Origin of the sequence: Trinickia symbiotica (assembly GCF_002934455.1) — a bacterium.
In the GTDB taxonomy this organism is placed as follows: domain Bacteria; phylum Pseudomonadota; class Gammaproteobacteria; order Burkholderiales; family Burkholderiaceae; genus Trinickia; species Trinickia symbiotica.
The window spans coordinates 48,165-66,488 of the sequence record NZ_PTIR01000007.1 but is presented as its reverse complement, the minus strand read 5'-3'; the positions used below and the strand labels follow the sequence as shown (position 1 = coordinate 66,488).

Annotated in this window: 16 protein-coding genes; 4 read left to right on the top strand and 12 right to left on the bottom strand. The window is 65.0% G+C overall.

Translation table 11 applies throughout. The features are described from left to right. Window positions 1-201: 201 nt before the first annotated feature. Together ybiB and leuA are read left to right on the top strand one after the other, a co-directional pair. The gene (ybiB, locus tag B0G57_RS12230) at window positions 202-1,176 is read left to right on the top strand and encodes a DNA-binding protein YbiB (RefSeq protein ID WP_018443636.1); all 975 of its coding nucleotides are present in this window, start codon (window positions 202-204) and stop codon (window positions 1,174-1,176) included. A 409-nt stretch (window positions 1,177-1,585) separates the two neighbouring features. Beyond that, window positions 1,586-3,232 carry a 2-isopropylmalate synthase gene (gene leuA, locus B0G57_RS12220; RefSeq protein WP_018443635.1) on the top strand — a complete coding sequence of 549 codons (1,647 nt, stop codon included), beginning with the start codon at window positions 1,586-1,588 and terminating at the stop codon, window positions 3,230-3,232. Window positions 3,233-3,321: 89 nt separating this feature from the next. Here the strand turns inward: leuA and B0G57_RS12215 are convergent, their stop codons facing one another. Further along, window positions 3,322-3,705, bottom strand: coding sequence for a nuclear transport factor 2 family protein (locus tag B0G57_RS12215; protein WP_018443634.1), 384 nt, complete (start codon window positions 3,703-3,705; stop codon window positions 3,322-3,324). Window positions 3,706-3,799: 94 nt separating this feature from the next. After that, window positions 3,800-4,366 carry an acyloxyacyl hydrolase gene (locus tag B0G57_RS12210; RefSeq protein ID WP_018443633.1) on the bottom strand — a complete coding sequence of 189 codons (567 nt, stop codon included), beginning with the start codon at window positions 4,364-4,366 and terminating at the stop codon, window positions 3,800-3,802. 380 nt (window positions 4,367-4,746) lie between these two features. On the opposite strand from B0G57_RS12210, the gene rpoH reads away from it, so the two are divergent. Beyond that, window positions 4,747-5,682: an RNA polymerase sigma factor RpoH gene (rpoH, locus tag B0G57_RS12200; protein ID WP_018443632.1), complete on the top strand. Its 936-nt coding sequence runs from the start codon at window positions 4,747-4,749 to the stop codon at window positions 5,680-5,682. A 79-nt stretch (window positions 5,683-5,761) separates the two neighbouring features. On the opposite strand, the gene nagE is transcribed toward rpoH, so the two are convergent. The 10 genes from nagE to B0G57_RS12150 all read right to left on the bottom strand — a co-directional run bounded on the left by nagE (window position 5,762) and on the right by B0G57_RS12150 (window position 17,981). Next, window positions 5,762-7,528: an N-acetylglucosamine-specific PTS transporter subunit IIBC gene (gene nagE / locus B0G57_RS12195; protein ID WP_026230221.1), complete on the bottom strand. Its 1,767-nt coding sequence runs from the start codon at window positions 7,526-7,528 to the stop codon at window positions 5,762-5,764. A gap of 114 nt (window positions 7,529-7,642) precedes the next feature. Further along, a complete protein-coding gene (gene ptsP / locus B0G57_RS12190; RefSeq protein ID WP_018443630.1) occupies window positions 7,643-10,240 on the bottom strand; it encodes a phosphoenolpyruvate--protein phosphotransferase in 2,598 nt (865 codons plus the stop codon). 40 nt (window positions 10,241-10,280) lie between these two features. Beyond that, window positions 10,281-11,297: an SIS domain-containing protein gene (locus tag B0G57_RS12185; protein WP_026230220.1), complete on the bottom strand. Its 1,017-nt coding sequence runs from the start codon at window positions 11,295-11,297 to the stop codon at window positions 10,281-10,283. Further along, window positions 11,281-12,384, bottom strand: coding sequence for an N-acetylglucosamine-6-phosphate deacetylase (gene nagA / locus B0G57_RS12180; RefSeq protein WP_018443628.1), 1,104 nt, complete (start codon window positions 12,382-12,384; stop codon window positions 11,281-11,283). The genes B0G57_RS12185 and nagA overlap by 17 nt, the downstream gene beginning before the upstream one ends. Window positions 12,385-12,848: 464 nt before the next feature. Next, window positions 12,849-13,601, bottom strand: coding sequence for a MetQ/NlpA family ABC transporter substrate-binding protein (locus B0G57_RS12175; RefSeq protein WP_223258663.1), 753 nt, complete (start codon window positions 13,599-13,601; stop codon window positions 12,849-12,851). Window positions 13,602-13,849: 248 nt separating this feature from the next. After that, window positions 13,850-14,470 carry an SCO family protein gene (locus B0G57_RS12170; RefSeq protein WP_018443625.1) on the bottom strand — a complete coding sequence of 207 codons (621 nt, stop codon included), beginning with the start codon at window positions 14,468-14,470 and terminating at the stop codon, window positions 13,850-13,852. Then, window positions 14,470-15,378 (bottom strand): heme o synthase, encoded by a 909-nt coding sequence (gene cyoE, locus B0G57_RS12165; protein WP_018443624.1) that lies wholly within the window; start codon window positions 15,376-15,378, stop codon window positions 14,470-14,472. Before cyoE ends, B0G57_RS12170 begins: the two co-directional genes overlap by 1 nt. Window positions 15,379-15,393: 15 nt before the next feature. Then, window positions 15,394-16,503 carry a COX15/CtaA family protein gene (locus B0G57_RS12160; RefSeq protein ID WP_018443623.1) on the bottom strand — a complete coding sequence of 370 codons (1,110 nt, stop codon included), beginning with the start codon at window positions 16,501-16,503 and terminating at the stop codon, window positions 15,394-15,396. Between the two features lie 73 nt (window positions 16,504-16,576). After that, entirely contained in the window at window positions 16,577-17,257 is a 681-nt protein-coding gene (locus B0G57_RS12155; RefSeq protein WP_223258656.1) for an SCO family protein, read from the bottom strand. 16 nt (window positions 17,258-17,273) lie between these two features. Then, window positions 17,274-17,981: an SURF1 family protein gene (locus tag B0G57_RS12150; protein WP_026230217.1), complete on the bottom strand. Its 708-nt coding sequence runs from the start codon at window positions 17,979-17,981 to the stop codon at window positions 17,274-17,276. A 111-nt stretch (window positions 17,982-18,092) separates the two neighbouring features. Between B0G57_RS12150 and B0G57_RS12145 the strand changes: the two genes are divergently transcribed. Beyond that, window positions 18,093-18,302: a twin transmembrane helix small protein gene (locus tag B0G57_RS12145; protein WP_018443620.1), complete on the top strand. Its 210-nt coding sequence runs from the start codon at window positions 18,093-18,095 to the stop codon at window positions 18,300-18,302. The last annotated feature ends 22 nt before the right edge of the window (window positions 18,303-18,324 follow it).

Below are 18,324 nucleotides of genomic sequence, written 5' to 3'. Positions count from 1 at the left end.
TTGGAACGCATCAGCGACGAGCGCCGCCGCGTTCGGCGAAGAATTCGAGTTTAGCGCGGTGGCTTAGGACGTGCCTCGAACCGGCAACGGCGCTCGCTACAGCCCACTACAGCCCCTGGTCCGCTTGCCGGATGCCGTCGCATGCGATACTGAGCATCGTTACACGCGTCCCAAAGGAAAGGCTCGCCCGCCGCTGCTTCGATGACAGAATCCGCTGCTACCGTCCCTGCCGCATCGTTTTCGTGCGCCCGCTTCATCAAGGAGATCGGGCGCGGTCCGAACGGCGCGCGAGCGCTGTCGCCCGAAGATACGCAGGCGCTATACAGCGCCATGCTCGACGGTCGCGTCTCCGACGTCGAGCTCGGCGCCGTGCTGCTCGCCTATCGGCTGAAGGGCGAGACAGCGCCCGAGCTGGCAGCCATGCTCGCGGCTGCCCAGGCTTCGTTCGAGCCCATCCGGGTTGCCGCCGATGCCTACCGGCCCGTCTCGATTCCAAGCTACAACGGAGCTCGCAAGCAGCCCAATCTCGTGCCGCTGCTCGCGCTGCTGCTCGCCCGCGAAGGCGTGCCGACGCTCGTGCACGGGGTGACGTCCGATCCGGGCCGCGTGACGAGCGCCGAAATCTTCGTCGCACTGGGGATCGAGCCGTGCGAATCGCATGCGTCGATCGGAGCGGCCCTCGCCGAGCGGCGTCTCGCGTTCGCCCCGATCGACGTACTCGCTCCAAAGCTCGCGCGGCTGCTGGCGCTGCGTCGAATCATGGGCGTGCGCAACTCCACGCACACGCTCGTCAAGATTTTGCAGCCGTTCGCGCCGGCCGGCCTGCGGCTCGTCAACTACACACATCCTGACTATCGCGAGAGCCTCGCCGAGCTTTTTCTCTCTCACCCCGACGCCGCCGCGGGCGGAGTGCTACTCGCGCGCGGGACCGAAGGCGAAGCCGTCGCCGATACGCGCCGGCAAGTCCGCATCGAGTGGCTTCACGACGGCGCCGCCGACATACTCGTCGAAGCCGAGCGCTCCTCTCCGGAAACAGAACCCGTGGAGTTGCCCGAGTCGCGCGACGCGGCGGACACCGCGACCTGGATCAGGTCGGTGCTCGCCGGCGATACGCCTGTTCCGCCCACACTCGCGCGCCAGGTCGAATCGATCGTCCGGCTCGTAAGCGTGGCGTGAATCGATCGAGGGCCGGCCGCGCGACCGTCTTCGTGCACGAGGCCCCTCGACGCGCATCCGTGCTGTTGACATGGCCCCGATCACTGTCATAAAGTGCATGCCATGCGTTCCTTTCCGAACACCCTCCGAATTACTTCCGGCCGTCTAGCGCGGTCCCTATCGCTACGACTAGCGTAAGCAAGTCGTAGCGCCGCGAGCCGTTTGCGCGGTCCTCCAGCAGTTCGCAGCACTCCGTTTCACCCCAAACCGCAGTTCCTTTTACAACCCGTAGTCGTCAGCATTCGGCCGAATACCGTTCGGACGATTCGCGAAAGCCTCGGCCACCGTTGGACGTCGCAACGATCGGCACGACGACGAGCTGGCAGCTTATGCGTAGCTTTCGCAGACGACCGAACGAACGAGGTTCACCATGCTCCGCAACCCTGCCGAGAAATACCGATCATTCGAGCCCGTGCGTCTTGCCGCCCGCAAATGGCCGAGCCGGACGATCGAGCGCGCGCCGATCTGGATGAGCACCGATCTCCGAGACGGCAATCAATCGCTGATCGAACCGATGACCATTGCGCAAAAACTGGAGTTCTTCGAGACGCTCGTCGCGATCGGCTTCAAGGAAATCGAGGTCGGTTTCCCCTCCGCCTCCCAGACCGATTTCGATTTCGTGCGCAAGCTCATCGTGGAAGGCAGGATTCCCGAAGACGTGACGATCGAGGTGCTCGTGCAGTCGCGTGCCGATCTCATCGCACGAACGTTCGAAGCGCTCGAAGGGGTCCCGCGCGCCATCGTGCATCTTTACAACGCGATCTGCCCGTCGTTCAGGCGGATCGTATTCAATGCATCGAAGGCCGACGTAAAGGCGCTGGCCGTCGAAGGGACGCGACTCATCAAGGAAGAGGCCGAGCGCAGGCCCGGCACGCATTGGACCTACCAGTACTCGCCCGAGACGTTCAGCATGACCGAGCTCGCGTTCTCGCGCGAAGTGTGCGACGCGGTCGCGCAAGTCTGGCGCCCAACGCGCGATCACAAGATGATCGTGAATCTGCCGGCGACCGTCGAAGCCGCCACGCCGAATGTGTTCGCCGATCAGATCGAATGGATCGACCGCAATCTCGCCTATCGCGACAGCATCGTGCTGTCGGTGCATCCGCACAACGATCGCGGCACGGCCGTCGCCGCAGCCGAGTTGGCGCTGCTCGCGGGCGCGGACCGTATTGAGGGCTGCCTTTTCGGCAACGGTGAGCGCACCGGCAACGTCGACCTCGTCACGCTCGCACTCAATCTCTACACGCAAGGCATCGACCCGAAGCTCGACTTCTCCGATATCGATGCGGTACGGCGCGTGGTGGAGCGCTGCAACGCGATTCCCGTACATCCGCGCCATCCTTACGCCGGCGACCTCGTCTTCACGGCGTTCTCGGGATCACATCAGGACGCCATTCGGAAAGGATTCGCGCGGCAGCAGAGCGACGCGCCGTGGGAAGTGCCCTATTTGCCGATCGATCCTAAAGACTTAGGCCGCAGCTACGACGCGGTAATTCGCGTCAACAGCCAGTCCGGCAAAGGCGGCGCGACCTATCTCATCGAACGCGGACTCGGTTTCGCGCCGCCGCGCAGGCTGCAAATCGAGTTCAGTCACGCGGTGCAGAAGATCGCCGACGAATCGGGAGCCGAGGTGACAGGTGAAGCCGTTTGCGAGCGCTTCAAGCAGGAATACGTTGGTGTAGAGGGGCCTTGCTCGCGCAAGGACTCGACGGTGCGTTGGCACCGGCGCGAGGTGGCACGGATCGCGCAAGGTGAAAACGATGTCCAAGCCACCATCGAAGCGCTTGCGCGGGCGCTTGGGAGCGCGGCGCCACGCGAGGTCGAGCTTTGCTCGTTCGAGGCGATGCCGACAGCCGGCGGCGGCTGGGCCGCGTTTGTCGGCTGCAGGGTCGCGGGCGAGCCGTTGCGCCACGGCGTGGGCATCCACGCCGATGCGGCAACGGCCGCGGCCGACGCGCTCGTCAGCGCCCTCAATCGATTCGATTGGGATAGCGACAAGCGACAGGCAGCGGCATAAGGCTGACGCGCGACGCGCTCAGGCAAGTGAGCCGGCAGCGAACATCAAGAGGGAGACCGGGGACGATAGCGTAGGCGAGCCCGCCGGTCTCACTCGAGCGCGCAGCGTGTCGCGTGCCATGCGACAAGACGCCACTGGCCGCCTTCCTGAGTCTGGATGGCCGTATAGGCGATCGGATAGAGCAGCGCCCCGCTGTTCGCCTCCATCTCGAAGAGCGCGCGCCCCGTGACGACACAGGTCTCGCTGCCGACTGGCAGGACCTCCTGCGATTGAACTTCGATCTGCCGATAGCGGCGATGGCCGGCTGAGATTGCATCGATGAACTGCTGCTTCGTCTCGCGCTTGCCGTTCGTATGGACGAAGCTCGCGTTATCCGAGAGCAACTCGTTCAGCAACGGAACATCGCCGTCGACCATCGCGCGAAAGCGGTCGCGCTCCAGCACGCGAATCGCCTCGATTACCTTTGCCGCCATCGCTCAGCCCCCATGCGCACGGACGCCCGCGGGGAGCATCCTTGTCGGGGCTCCGGGAGGAAGCCCTTTTGGAGGCGCCGCATGGGTATCCGCGTCAGAAGTTGTACTGCAAATATAGCTGGCTGAAATTTATACCAGGATTCGGCTCTTTGATACCGGCATTCGAGATATGTTGAAAACGCAGCCCGGCCTGGTATTGCTGATGGCTGCCGAACTGCGCGCCCACGCCGACGATCTCGGTGAACTGAAAGGCCGTCCCGAGTCGATAGTCGTCGTTGACGGTGGGATGCGTGAGCCCACGCACGCCCGCGCCCGCTTCGATGTATGGCCGGATGGCGCCCGAGTCCTTGATGAAGCGCACGAGCGGATTGACGCCCAGTTCATAGACGTCGTTGCGTGAAGTGCCTTCGCCCGAGTGCCAATAGGCGACGTGAGCTTCGCCGATCAGAGCGAAATGCCAACCGCCGATGTACGACCAGTTGATGCCCGGATCCCAGACCAACCCGAGATCCACCTTGTCGACTTTGTGCTCCCCCAGTCCACCGGCTACCTGCACGCCGAACGAATCGGCTCGGGCTGCCGCCGAGCAAAGGAAGAGGACCGCTGCCGCGCCGGCCAGCAGTGCGTGGGGGCGCGAGTACCGGTTCTTGTTGTCGAGCATGTGTCAGTCTCCGAAAGACTCCGTTTAAGGTCGCGGCGCCCCGGAAAACGATACGGGGACGAATCGTCATGCCGCGAAATATTACGGTACTTGAGATTTCGCAATCATTCAGCGCCACGCAAAACAGCATCTCGCTAAACGACGGTTGCCACCCGGCGCCGCAATGCGATTGCGCCCTTTTTCCGTCCTTTTGCGCACTGCAGGGCCCCGAGGAGAAGAGTATCATCACTATTGAAACCGACGATTCGATAGCTACAAGGGAACTTACGCCGAATGAGCTACTCCAATACTTAGCAGTCGGCTCCCTGGAGTGCTAATATCCCCGAGGAGTCGCATTCGTGACTGAGCAGTCCGCAGTCTGATTTCAAGGAGTTTGCTACGTGAGCAATGCACTGACCCTTCCGAGCCCGCTCGCCCAGGCGTCCGCCAAGGCCGCTTCGGCAGGTGCTCTGACGCTCGCGCCTGCTTCGATGCTGCCCGGCCAGCTTGGCAACATCGACGCCTACATTCAGGCGGTCAATCGGATTCCGATGCTGACGGCAGCGGAAGAGCGGCAGTACGCCAACGAGTACCGCGAGCACAACAACCTCGAGGCGGCGCGCCGCCTCGTGCTCTCGCACTTGCGTCTCGTCGTATCGATTGCGCGCAACTACCTCGGCTATGGTCTTCCGCATGCGGACCTGATCCAGGAAGGGAACATCGGCCTCATGAAGGCCGTGAAGCGCTTCGACCCTGAGCAAAACGTACGCCTGGTGTCGTATGCGATCCATTGGATCAAGGCCGAAATCCACGAGTACATCCTGCGCAACTGGCGCATGGTGAAGGTGGCCACGACCAAGGCGCAGCGCAAGCTCTTCTTCAACCTGCGCAGCCACAAGCAGGATCTGCACGCGTTCACGCCCGAGGAGATCGACGGCCTCGCCAAAGAGTTGAACGTGAAGCGCGAAGAGGTCAGCGAGATGGAAACGCGCCTCTCGGGCGGCGACGTCGCGCTCGAAAGCCAGGTCGAGGATGGCGAAGAAACGTATGCGCCGATCGCCTACCTGACGGATCCGCACAGTGAGCCGACGGCCGTCTTGGCCGCGCGCCAGCGCGACAAACTGCAGACGGACGGGATCGCGCAGGCGCTCGATTCGCTCGACGCGCGCAGCCGCCGCATCATCGAAGCGCGCTGGCTCAACGTCGAGGACGATGGGTCCGGCGGCTCGACGCTGCACGAACTCGCAGACGAGTTCGGCGTCTCGGCCGAGCGCATTCGCCAGATCGAGGCGAGCGCAATGAAGAAGATGCGCAACGCGCTGACTTCCTACAAGTAATCGCGCGGATGCCGATCTCGATCGATCGGCATCGCGTTGCGGAGTGCATCCCGCCGCCTTTCAGAGCGGCGGGATTTTTTTAGGCGGGCTGCGGCGCCGGTCCGCCCGGTGCAGCCAGGCGCGTCGACAACACCGAAGCGTAGCGTTGGGCCGCCGGCCCGCAAACGAGATGGAACGTGTCGCCCGAGACCCACGCAACGTCGAGCAAGCCTAGCCGCTGGCGGTCGACGGCGGATGCGTCGCGCACGACGACACGCAGCCGCGTTTGAGCGATGGCGTCGAGCGAAACGACGTTCGTCGCACCGCCGAATACGGCCAGCCAGCGCATCGGATCGGGATCGAGCGGACCCGCTGCGCCCGCCGCGGAGGCCGTAGCGGCTGCCGCCGCCGGCGCTTCCGCCGTCGCGACTGCACCGGCGGCCGAATCGCTGCCGAGCGCGGCCCGGATTTCGTCGGCGATGAGATCGGCTTCCGGTCCGATCACGACCTGCACGTTGTGCGCATCGCGCTTCAGCACACCGCGCACGCCGATCTGCTTCAGCTGAGACTCGGAAATCTTTTCAGTGTCGACGACCGAAAGGCGCAGACGTGTCGTGCAGGCATCGACGAGCGTCAGGTTCGACGAACCGCCGAGCGCCGCGATATAACGGGCCGCGCGCGGTGCGCTTGCACCGGCCGTCGGTGCGACGAAGCCGCCCGACGCATATGAGTCGACTTGCGCGTCCACGGTAGCCGGCTCTCGGCCCGGCGTCGCCATGTTGAACTTGCGGATGAAGAAACGGAAGAGCCCGTAGTAGACGACACCGTACGCCAGGCCGATCGGGATCGCGAGCCAGCCTTTCGTCGACAGTCCGTAGTTGAGCACGTAGTCGATCGCGCCGGCCGAGAAGGTGAAGCCGAGATGAACGCCGAGCGCTTGGCAGATCGCAAGCGAGAGACCCGTCAGCACCGCGTGGATCACATAAAGCACGGGCGCGAGGAACATGAAGCTGAATTCGACCGGTTCTGTGACGCCGGTCAGGAACGATGTGAGCGCCATCGAAAACAGCAGCCCGCCGACCATCGCGCGGCGCTCCTTCGGCGCTTCGTGAAACATCGCGAGACATGCGGCCGGCAGCCCGAACATCATGACCGGGAAGAAGCCCGTCATGAAGCCGCCCGCCGTCGGGTCCCCGGCGAAGAAGCGATGCAGATCGCCGGTGACGGGCGCGCCGCCGCCCGCAGGCGTGAACGTGCCGAACACGAACCATGCCAGCGAGTTGATGATGTGGTGCAGCCCCGTCACGAGCAGGAGCCGGTTCAACGTACCGTAGACGAACACGCCGATCGCGCCGGCCGTCGTGAGCCAGTGACCCGTCGCATCGATGGCCGCCTGGACCGGTTGCCAGACGTAGCCGAAGACGACGCCGAGCACCACACAGGCAAGCCCCGTGACGATCGGCACGAACCGCTTGCCGCCGAAGAACGCCAGGTAATCGGGCAGCTTGATGTCCTTGTAGCGGTTATAGAGCATCCCCGCGACGATGCCGGCGATGATCCCCGACAACACGCCCATGTTGAGCTTGTCGTTGATGTCCTTCATCACCGCGATTTCGATCAGGTAGCCAATGCCGCCGGCGAGCGCGGCCACGCCGTTGTTGTCCTTCGCGAAACCCACGGCCACGCCGATGGCGAAAAGGAGCGGCAGGTTGTCGAAGATCGTGCCGCCCGCGTCGGCAATGAGCTTGATGTTGAGCACGTCGGCCTGACCGAGCCGAAGCAGGATGCCGGCCACCGGCAGCACCGCGATCGGCAGCATCAGCGCCCGCCCTAGGCGCTGTATTTTCAAGAATGGATTCCCGTCCATATGATCCTCCTGGTGGTTTCTCGTCGTCGTGCTTGTGTCAATGTCGAGGGAAGCGACCTCCGGTCCCGCGGCGAGTCGGCAGCGGAGCGGCACCTGCGAGCCGCTCCGGCGACGTCACTCGAGCGGCCAGATTTCGCGGCTTGCTGCTCTTACCGCCTGCGCCGATTCGAGCGCCAACAGATCCCCGGCGCGCTGGCGGCACAGTTGATAATCGAGGCGGCGCACACGCGCCTTGATGCCCGGCACGGCCACCGGGTCCACGGAAAGCTCAGTCACGCCGAGGCCGACGAGCAACGGCACGGCGAGCGGATCGCCCGCCAGCGCGCCGCATACGCCCACCCACTTGCCGTATTTCGCCGCGCCGCGCGTCGTCGCTTCGATGAGCCGCAGCACGGCCGGATGGAGGCCGTCGGCCTGCGCCGCGAGGTCGGGCTGGCAGCGGTCCATCGCGAGCGTGTATTGCGTGAGATCGTTCGTGCCGATCGAGAGGAAATCGGCGTGGCGCGCGAGTTGATCGGCCAGCAACGCCGCCGAAGGCACTTCGATCATCACGCCTACCTCGATCGGGTCGCTTCGGCCCATCGCGTGCGCGAGGTCGTCGATTCGCTCGCGCAGCCGCGCGAGTTCGTTGGCGTCGGTCACCATCGGCAACAGAATGCGCACCGCGCCGTGCGGCGTCACGCCGATGAGACCGCGTAATTGATCGTCGAGCAGATCGGGGCGCACTTGCGCGAGCCGCACGCCGCGCAGACCGAGCGCCGGGTTCGCTTCGGGGGGCAGCGTCAGATAAGGCACTTCCTTGTCCGCGCCGACGTCGAGCGTCCGGATGATCGCCGTGCGGCCTTCGAGCGCGTCGACGATCGACTGGTAGCTCGCGCGATGCTCGTCCGTGCTGGGCGCCGTCGCACGATGAATGAAAAGCAGCTCGGTGCGCAGCAGACCGACCGCATCGGCACCGTTCTCGACGGCCGTGCGCGCGTCGTCGAGCGTCGCGATGTTCGCGGCGACTTCGATCGCGCGGCCATCCGTCGTCACGGCCGCCTCCTGCGACAAGCGGCGGTTTGCCTCGCGCACGCCCGCGAGGCGCTGGCGCTCGACGCGCGCACGCTCGACGTCGAGCGCCGTCGGCGCGTACTCGAGGCGGCCCGCGCTCGCGTCGACGACGACTTGCGTGCCCTCCGGGATCGCATGGAGCGCATCGCCGACGGCAACGAGCGCCGGAATGCCGAGCTGACGCGCGATGATCGCCGCATGCGACGTTGCGCCGCCGCCGGCCATCACGAGCGCCGCCACGCGTGTCCGGTCGAGCGACGACAAGTCCGAAGGCGTGAATTCGGCCGCGGCCAGCACGGCGTCGGCGGGCAGCGCGCGAGCCGTCTGCCGCACGTAGCCGAGCTCACGCAGCACACGCTTTTCGATATCGCGCAAATCGGCGGCGCGCTCGGCGAGCAGCATGTCTCCGAGGTTGTCGAGAACCGCTATCTGCGCGCGGATCGCCTCGCGCCATGCGAAACCCGGGCTCTTGCCGAGGCTGATGAGATCGCGCGCCGTATCGATGAGCGTCGGGTCCTCGAGCAGCACGCGATGCACCGCGAAGATTCCCGCCTCGCCGACGGCTCCCCGCTGCGACGCGTCGCGCACCGTAGAATCGAGCTCCGCATCGACGGCCGCGAGCGCACGATCGAGCTTGCGGCTTTCGGCGGCCGACGGCCCGCTCGCGGCCTCGGGCAGCTCGAGCTCCGCATCGTCCCAGCGCACGAGCGGGCCGACGGCGATACCGGGCGCGGCGCATACGCCCGCGAGCGTGTTCGGATCGAGCGGCGTGGCGGACGCGCGCGGCGCCTGCCGTGGCGCGGGCGAAGCAAAGCGCGCGGGTGTTTCATCGAGCTCGCCATGCACTTCGCGCAGCAGCTCGTGTGCGACAGCTTCGACCGCCTTCGATGCATCGGGCCCGACGCCATGGATTTCGACCGTGGCGCCCTCTCCGGCCCCGAGGCCCATCAGCGCGACCACGCTCTCGACGTTCGCGACGCGCGCCTCGTGCCTCACTTCGACGCGCGCCTCGAGACCGCGCACCGCTTCGCGCGCACGCGCCGCCGGCCGCGCGTGCAGACCGCCCGCCACCGAGAGCGTAATGACGCGTGACGCGTGGAAGCTGGCGCTCGCGGTCTGCCCGCCGGCAGAGGCAGAGGCAGAGGCAGAGGCAGCGGCAGCGGCAGCGGCCGTTGCGCCCTTGCGCCGCAAGACGAGCAGCTTGTCGCCGCTCTTCACCATCGAATGCCCCGCGCCGCCCGCGCGCTCGACGATCTCGAATGCATCCGAGTTCGCGACGGCAACGACGGACACAAGGCTCGGCGCCTTCGTCGCAATCGAATCCTGATCGAACTCGATCAGCAGATCTCCCGCTTTCACGTGTGCGCCTTGCTGCACCTTTGCCGTAAAGCCCTGCCCGTTCAGCTCGACCGTGTCGATGCCGATGTGAAGCAAAATCTCGGCGCCTTGCGGTGTTTGCAGCGTGAGAGCATGACCCGTGCGCGCGAGATGCGTGACGACACCGTCGCATGGTGCGACGAGCCGCCCCTCGAGCGGGTCGATGCCGATGCCGTCGCCGAACATGCCGCCCGCGAAGACCGGGTCGGGCACGTCGGCAAGCGGCACGACGGGACCGGTCAGGGGTGCGAGCAAGATGATTCGTTCCTCTATCTGGCTCATTAATCGGGACTCCTCAGCTCGTTCCATCGGGATTTCTCGCTCAGTGTGTTTCGGTGATCTTGTTCAGGTAGCGCGGCTGATCGGGATCGCGCCCGCGCGCGGAAGCCAGCTCGGCGGCCATGACGTAGAACGACTGGATCGCGGCGATCGGATCGAGTGCCGCGTGCTTCGTCGGCTCGAGCCGCAATTCGGCGCCGCTCACGTCGTAAGGCGCCGCAAGCAGAACCCGCGCGCCGCGCGCTCGCATATCGGCCGCGAGGCGCACGAGCCCTGCCTGCTCGGGTCCGCGCGGCGCAAAGACGATGAGCGGGTAGTCGCGATCGATGAGCTCCATCGGACCGTGCCGGACCTCCGCGCTCGAAAACGCTTCGGCCTGGATGCCGGACGTCTCCTTCAATTTCAGCGCCGCTTCCTGCGCGATCGCGAGGCCAAGGCCTCGACCGATGACGAACATCCGCTCGACGCCGACGAGCGCCTCGACGGCCGGCGCCCAATCGAGCCGCGCCGCCGCGCCCAGCGCTTCCGGCAGCGCGCGCAACGCTTCGAGCAGCGGCTCGTCGTTCTGCCAGAACGCGACGAGATGCGCCGAGAGCGAGAGCATCGCGATGTAGCTCTTCGTGGCCGCGACGGAGCGCTCGGGGCCCGCCTGCAACGGCAGCTCCCATTCGCAGGCACTTCCGAGCGGAGAATCCGGCGCATTGACGGCAGCGACAGTCAGCGCGCCGGCCTCGCGCAGGTTCGTCATGGTGTCGATGAGATCGGGACTCCTGCCCGACTGGGAAAACGCAATCGCCAGCTCGCCGACCACGCGCAAAGGTGCGGCCTGCAGTGTCGCGATCGACATCGGCAGGGAGGCGACGGGCACGCCGATGCGGCTCATCGCGAGGCTCGCGAAAAAGCTCGCCGCATGGTCGGAGCTGCCGCGCGCGACGGTCAGCGCCACATGGCAAGGTCTCGCGGCGAGCGCGGCCGCGAGCGCCTCGACGCGCGAGGTGTCGGCGCATTGCGCCGCGACGGCGGCACCCGCGGCGAGCGCCTCGTCAAGCATATTCGACAATCTCTTCTCCTTCGACGTAGGTCGCCGCAAGCGTGAGGTCGCGCTCGAACACGACGATGTCGGCCCAGGCGCCGCGCGCGAGCCTGCCTCTGTCCTCGATCCCGAGATAGTCGGCCGCATAGCGCGACATGCGGTTCGACACGTCCGCAAGCGGCAGACCCAGCGAAACCAGGTTGCGCAGCGCTTCGTCCATCGTCAGCGTGCTGCCGGCCAGCGTGCCGTCGGCAAGACGCACTCCGCCGAGACACTTCGTGACTTGCTGGCTGCCGAGGCGATACTCGCCATCGGGCATGCCCGTCGCGGACGTGCTGTCCGTGACGACGTAAAGGCGCGGAATCGCGCGCAGCGCGGCACGGATCGCACCCGGGTGGACGTGCAGCAGGTCCGGGATGATCTCGGCGAACTCGGCATGCGCGAAGGCGGCGCCGACCAGGCCAGGATTGCGGTGATGCATCGGCGACATCGCATTGAACAAATGCGTGAAACCGCAAGCGCCATGTTTGAGCGCGGCGACCGCATCGTCGTACGTGGCGAGCGAATGCCCGAGCTGCACACGCACGCCCCGCGCGGCCATCTCCGAAATGATGTCCATATGGCCGGCAATTTCCGGCGCGAGCGTGACGACGCGAATCGGCGCGATCGACAGATACTTGAGCACCTCGTCGAGCGCGGCCGAGACTGCCGCGTCGGGCTGGGCGCCGAGCTTGCCGGGGTTGATGTAGGGTCCTTCGAGATGCACGCCGAGCACGCGCGACGCGCCAGTCGGACGGCGGCGCGACGCATCGCCGAGACCGGCGACGACGGCCATCAGCTCGTCGCGCGGCGCGGTCATCGTCGTCGCGAGCAGGCTCGTCGTGCCGTGGCTCGCATGCGTGCGGGCGATCGTCTCGATCGCCGCGCCGCCCTCCATCACGTCGGCTCCACCGCCGCCGTGCACATGCAGATCGATGAAGCCCGGAAGGATGTAGGGGCTCTCGTTCGTCGAGGGGTCCGCGGGCGTTCCCTCGATCGAAGCGATACGTCCGTTTTCGAATTCGAGCGTGCCGTGGATCCAACCATCGGGCGTCAGGATGTTTCCGTTGAGCATGAGTGTTCAGTCTCGGGTGATGCGGGGTGCCGCGGTCTTGCTGCGAGGAGCGTGCGAGTGGGCGAGCCGCCGGCCCTCATGCGGCCGGCGATGCATCGGCCTCGTCGTGAGCCGGGCTGCAAATTGGAGCCCATTATATAACCAGCTTAGTACCAGTCAATCGCTGATCAAAAATAGGCGAATGCGCCGGAAATCCTTGCTGGATAAGGCTTCTATCGTAAATCGGGCGGACCGACCGGTATTGAAGTGGAGTCAGTGATTACCCGTAGCGCATGGGAAGGCGGCTCACGTTTCGTCAGCGGAAAACCCGCACTTGCCATCCGTCATTCCCTTGACCGCGCGAGCATATCGGCTTGAATGGGCGACGAATATGACGTGCCCACCGATAAAAAAAACGCGCCGCGGCAACATCGCCGCAGCGCGCTTTTTTATCAGCTCGAATTGAGCTGAGAACGATGGTCCGATTAGAACGACGGAACGACGGCGCCCTTGAATTGCGTGTCGATGAAGTGCCGCACGTCTTCCGATTGATAGGCGGCGATGAGCTTCTTGACCCAGGGCTTGTCTTTGTCCTGCGCGCGCACGGCGATCAGGTTCGCATAAGGGCTATGCACGTCTTCGCGCGCGATCGCGTCCTTCGACGGTTGGAGCCCCGCTGCCAGCGCGTAGTTGGTATTGATCGCGGCGGCGTCGACGTCGCCCAGCGCGCGCGGCAGTTGAGCGGCGTCGAGCTCGACGAGCTTGACCTTCTTCGGATTCGATTCGATGTCGAGCGGCGTCGCGTTGTTGCCGTTCGTACCTGCGCCGGCCTTCAGTTTGATCACGCCTTGTGCCTGCAGCAGGAGCAGCGCTCGGTTCTCGTTCGATGGATCGTTGGGCAGCGCGACCTTCGCGCCCTGAGGCAGCTCGTTCAGCGCCTTGAGCTTCTTCGAATAGATGCCGAGCGGCGAAATGTAAGTGAGCCCGACACTGACGATCTTATAGCCGCGCTGCTTGATTTGACTGTCGAGATACGGCTTGTGCTGGAAGCTGTTGGCGTCGAGATCGCCGGCGTCGAGCGCCGCGTTCGGCTGAACATAGTCGTTGAATTCGACGACCTTCACATCGAGGCCTTCGCGCTTCGCAACCTTCGTGACGACGCTCCAGATTTGCGCATCGGGACCGGATATGACGCCCACCTTGATCGCTTTGTCGTCGGCGTGCGCGCCGGTGCTCATGACGAGTGCGGTCGTCGCGGCGGCTGCGAAGAGGATTTTGGAAACAGCTTGGGGAAGCGTTTTGAACAGCATGAATACTCGCTTTCTCATTGGAGATGACTTTGGAAAGACGGCCATCGTCTCACAAGCGCGATCCGAGGGGAAATACCGTGATCGCATATCCATATGAGCATCGATCCCGGCCGCGATGAAGGCGCGGCACAGCGGCTCGTGCTTCGAATAGCGCGCGATGAGCGATGCCGGACGCGTCAGCTCAGCAGCAGCTTCAGATCATGCACCCACGACTGCGCGCCCTGTCCATCGCGCGCGAAGAGCCGTAGCTTGCCCGACGGATCGAACACATAGCTCGCCGCCGTGTGGTCCATCGTGTAGCTATCGGGCGATTTGCCGGGCACCTTCGCGTAGTAGACGCGAAAATCCTTCGCAACTTTGGCGAGCTCGGCGTCGTCCGGGCGCAGGCCGATGAAGGTTGGATTGAATGCCGACACATACTGCGAGAGCACGTTCGGGGTATCGCGAGCAGGATCGATCGTGACGAAGAGCACCTGCACGCGCGCCGCATTGGTCCCGAGCTGCTGCAGCGCCTGCGACAGCTCTGCCATCGTCGTCGGGCACACATCGGGGCAATGCGTGTAGCCGAAGAAGAGCACGACTGCCTTGCCCTTGAAATCGGCGAGCGTGCGCATCTTGCCGCTCGTATCGGGCAAGGCGAAGTTCGAGCCGAACTGCGTGTTGCCGGTGATGTCGAGATTCTGGAAAGCGGGAGCGTCGTTGCCGCAGCCCGCCAGCAGCAGCGCGCCGCCGACGACGCAGGCGGCGAGCAGCGCGCACACGCGCCGCGTGACCGAGGAGATGCGCACGCCGTTCATCACGCGCCGATCAGCCCGCGCGCATAGTGATCGACGAGCAGCGCGCCGAAGAGCAGCGAGAGATAGACGATCGAGTAACGGAAAGTCTTGCGCGCGAGCGCGTCGGAATATTCGCGGTGGATCTTCCAGGCGTAAGCGAGAAAAACCGCGCCGAGCAGAACGGCCGATACGAGGTAGACGATGCCGCTCATCCGCGAAATGAACGGCATCAGCGACACCGCGAAAAGAATGATCGTGTAGAGCAGAATGTGGAGCCGCGTGTACTGCTCGCCGTGCGTGTTCGGCAGCATGGGCAGGCCGGCATTCTCATAATCCTGACGCCGATAAAGCGCGAGCGCCCAAAAATGCGGCGGCGTCCAGACGAAGATGATGAGCACGAGAATCCAGGCATCGCCGGGCACATGACCCGTCACGGCCGCCCAGCCCAGTGCCGGCGGCATGGCGCCCGAGGCGCCGCCGATGACGATGTTCTGCGGCGTGGCCGGCTTCAGCAGCAGCGTATAGACGACGGCATAGCCGACGAACGTCGCGAGCGTGAGCCACATCGTCAGCGCATTCGTGAACATGTAGAGCGTCCACATGCCGAGCCCGCCGAGCACGGCCGAGAACGCCAGAATTTGCGCCGTCGTGATTTCCCCGCGCGCGGACGGCCGCCATGCCGTGCGACGCATCATCGCGTCGACCTTTTGCTCGACGAGGCAGTTGATCGCGAACGCTGCGCCGGCGAGCAGCCAGATGCCGACCGTTCCACCGACGAGGACCGTCCACGGCACCATCCCCGGCGTCGACAGGAACATGCCGATCACGGAGCAAAAGACGGCAAGCTGCGTGACGCGCGGCTTCGTCAGCGCGAAGTACTGCGAGAACCGGGAGCCGAAGCTGTGGGGAAGTGTCGTGCTGTTGGTCATGTCAGTCACGCTCAGTCATGCGGGAGCGGCGTCGCGCGTCGGGACGGCGGCGCGGCCGGGACGGCTGGAGGCGGTCCGAAAGTTTAGCATAACGACCAAAAGCAGCAGGACCGCGGCGCCGCCGTTGTGCGCGACCGCGATCGGCAACGGCCATTGCAGCACGATGTTCGAAAGGCCGGTGGCAAATTGAATCGCCAGCACGAGAAGCACGCTGTTCGCCGGCCGCCGCAGCGACTCGTATCCGCGCAACCGCAGTGCCAGCGCGACGAGGTACGCGATGACCGCGAACGCGAACGTGCGATGCGTCCAGTGGATGGCGACGAGCGCATCCTGCGTGATGACGTCGCCGTCGGCCGTCATGCCGAGCGCGCGCCAAAGATGAAAGCCGTGTGCGAAGTCCATCGGCGGAATCCACTGCCCGTTGCAGGTCGGAAAGTCGGTGCAGGCCAGTACAGCATAATTCGTGCTGACCCACCCGCCGAGCGCGATCTGGACGATCAGCAGCGCGAGGCCCACGGCCGCGGCGAAACGGTAACGCGATATCTGGGGCTCGTAGACGGGAATCGGCGTCAGGCGGGCCGCGAGCCAGCCGAGCGTGCCGAGCAGCGCCAGGCCCAGCAAGAGGTGCGTCGTGACGATGATCGGCTGCAGCTTCATCGTCACCGTCCAGGCGCCGAATGCGCCTTGCACGCCGATCAGCATCAGCAGCGCCGTCGGCCACCACGGCGAAACGTGAAGCGGCAGGCGCTTGAAGCGAGCCCGCCAGGCAATCGCGGTTTGGGCGACGATGAGCACGCCGATCGCCATCGCGAAGTAGCGGTGGATCATTTCGATCCATGCCTTCGTCATGCTGACCGGTCCGCTCGGCAGCGCCGCGTGCGCGGCTGCGATCTGCGCATGAGCGACGAACGGCGACGCCGTGCCATAACAGCCAGGCCAGTCGGGGCAGCCGAGCCCCGAATCGGTGAGGCGCGTGAAGCCGCCGAACATGACCAGGTCGAGGGTCAGGAACGTCGTCATCCAGACGAGCTTGCGAAATTTGTCGTCGCTCGCTTTCACCCAGACGTAGCTGAGCGGCAACAAGGCAACGCAAAGCCCGATCAGCCCCAGTTCCAACACGAACATGTCATCTCTCTCAAGAAAGCGCCGGGCCGCTGCAAAACGTAGCCAAACGCTGCAACGACCGATACCACGCGGATTAACCGATGCTCGACCACTTCAACAGCTTCGTCACGTCGCCCTTGATCTTGCTCGGATTCGGATCCTTCGGAAAACGCATCATCAAATTCCCGTTGGGATCGACGAGATAGATGTGATCGGTATCGCGCGAGCCCGGCTCGGCGGGCAGCCACGCGGCGATGGCGGCCGGATCCGCGACGAGCATCCGCGTGTCCGGATAAGCGCCCTTGATCACGTCGGGCACCGCGCCCGCATCAGTGAGCAGCCAGACCATCGCGATCCGCTCGCGCTCATCCGCCTGCGTCGCGCGCACCTGCCTCATGAAGTAGAGCTTCGTCGCGCAGGCTTTGTCGCAGGCGCTCGCGTCGACGGCAATCATCAACCAGCGCCCGCGCAGCGCGGCAAGCTTCATCGGCTTGCCAGTCTCATCAGTGACGACGAGCGTGTCGGGAATCGGCCGCTGCGGCTCGATCAACGCCCCATAATTCGTCGCACCGCCGCTCGGCTTGAACACGTAGTAGGCGAGATACGACGCGACCACGGGCGCCGCAGCCACTAGCGCGAGCAGGACCAGGACCCAGCGGCCACGCCGCCCGGGGCGGCGTGTGGAAGCTGAAGCTGGAGACGACGCGCCCGCTGCGCCGTGCCCGCCGGCAGGCGGCCGGGTACGGCCCGGACGATTGGAATCGGAAGATGGCATCAAAAAAAGTTCAACCTCATGAAACGGTCTTTTTCGCGGCGCGGCGAGCCGCGTAAAGACCGAATGCGAGCGCCGCCGCGGCCATCGCCCACCATTGGACCATGTAGCCGTAATTGCGCTCGACGCCGGTCGTCGGCGCCGGCCAGTCGCGCACGAGTCCGTCGTCGAGATCGCTCGTTTGCTGAATCACGAACGGCTGCAACGGCAAGCCCGTCTCTGCCGCATAAGCCGGGACATCGACGTTTTGCCGAATCGCCTGATGTGGCGCCGATCCACCGTGACCCAGCTCGAACGCGCGCGATGCATCGGCGCGCGCAATGCCCTCTATCGTGACGTCGCCGGACGGCGTCTTATAAGGCGCGATGGCCGTCCGCACGTCCGCGTTGCGCGGCAGCCAACCGCGGTTGACGAGCACGTAGCCGCCGTCGGCGAGCTGGAGCGGCATCACGACGTAAAAACCTGGCTGGTCGCGATACGGGCGATTGTCGAGATAAACGACGTAGCGCGGCAAAAAGCGCCCCTTCGCCCGCATCCGATGGAACTCTACCGCCTTCAGAGAGACCGGTGCGGAACTCACCGTGGCGGGCGGTGCATGCTCATAGCGCGCGATCCGTGCCGCGAGTGCTTCGCGCTGGTGGGCGCGATCGAGCTGCCAGAACCCGAGCCGGATCGTGATGGCCATCACCACGAGGACGGCCAGCGCGGGAATCAGACGAATCTTCACGCAGCCGTCCTTGGATACCTTGCGCCGCCGCATAGACGGCCGCGCGCCCGAAACGCCACGGGTGCGATAATTGCGGCTATCGTTTTGCCTTTTCGATCATTCGTTGATTCCATGCACATCATTGTCGCTATCGCATTCGTCATCATCATCGGCAGCATGGCATCGGCACTCTACTTCATGATGCACGACCGGGGCAGAACGAAGCGGATGGTCTGGTCGCTCGCCACGCGCGTCGGCTTCTCCATTTCGCTCTTTCTCTTCCTCCTCGTCGCACATTGGCTCGGCTGGATTCACTACAGCCAGGTGCCGATCGGCCGCTGAGCAACGCGGTTCTCGCCAACAC

What these genes read in the sequence shown, in the direction of transcription:
- ybiB (WP_018443636.1), top strand. Translation starts at nt 202, where the DNA reads ATGACAGAATCCGCTGCTACCGTCCCTGCCGCATCGTTTTCGTGCGCC.
- leuA (WP_018443635.1), top strand. Translation starts at nt 1,586, where the DNA reads ATGCTCCGCAACCCTGCCGAGAAATACCGATCATTCGAGCCCGTGCGT.
- B0G57_RS12215 (WP_018443634.1), bottom strand. Translation starts at nt 3,705, where the DNA reads ATGGCGGCAAAGGTAATCGAGGCGATTCGCGTGCTGGAGCGCGACCGC.
- B0G57_RS12210 (WP_018443633.1), bottom strand. Translation starts at nt 4,366, where the DNA reads ATGCTCGACAACAAGAACCGGTACTCGCGCCCCCACGCACTGCTGGCC.
- nagE (WP_026230221.1), bottom strand. Translation starts at nt 7,528, where the DNA reads ATGGACGGGAATCCATTCTTGAAAATACAGCGCCTAGGGCGGGCGCTG.
- ptsP (WP_018443630.1), bottom strand. Translation starts at nt 10,240, where the DNA reads ATGAGCCAGATAGAGGAACGAATCATCTTGCTCGCACCCCTGACCGGT.
- nagA (WP_018443628.1), bottom strand. Translation starts at nt 12,384, where the DNA reads ATGCTCAACGGAAACATCCTGACGCCCGATGGTTGGATCCACGGCACG.
- B0G57_RS12175 (WP_223258663.1), bottom strand. Translation starts at nt 13,601, where the DNA reads ATGAGCACCGGCGCGCACGCCGACGACAAAGCGATCAAGGTGGGCGTC.
- B0G57_RS12170 (WP_018443625.1), bottom strand. Translation starts at nt 14,470, where the DNA reads ATGAACGGCGTGCGCATCTCCTCGGTCACGCGGCGCGTGTGCGCGCTG.
- cyoE (WP_018443624.1), bottom strand. Translation starts at nt 15,378, where the DNA reads ATGACCAACAGCACGACACTTCCCCACAGCTTCGGCTCCCGGTTCTCG.
- B0G57_RS12160 (WP_018443623.1), bottom strand. Translation starts at nt 16,503, where the DNA reads ATGTTCGTGTTGGAACTGGGGCTGATCGGGCTTTGCGTTGCCTTGTTG.
- B0G57_RS12155 (WP_223258656.1), bottom strand. Translation starts at nt 17,257, where the DNA reads ATGCCATCTTCCGATTCCAATCGTCCGGGCCGTACCCGGCCGCCTGCC.
- B0G57_RS12145 (WP_018443620.1), top strand. Translation starts at nt 18,093, where the DNA reads ATGCACATCATTGTCGCTATCGCATTCGTCATCATCATCGGCAGCATG.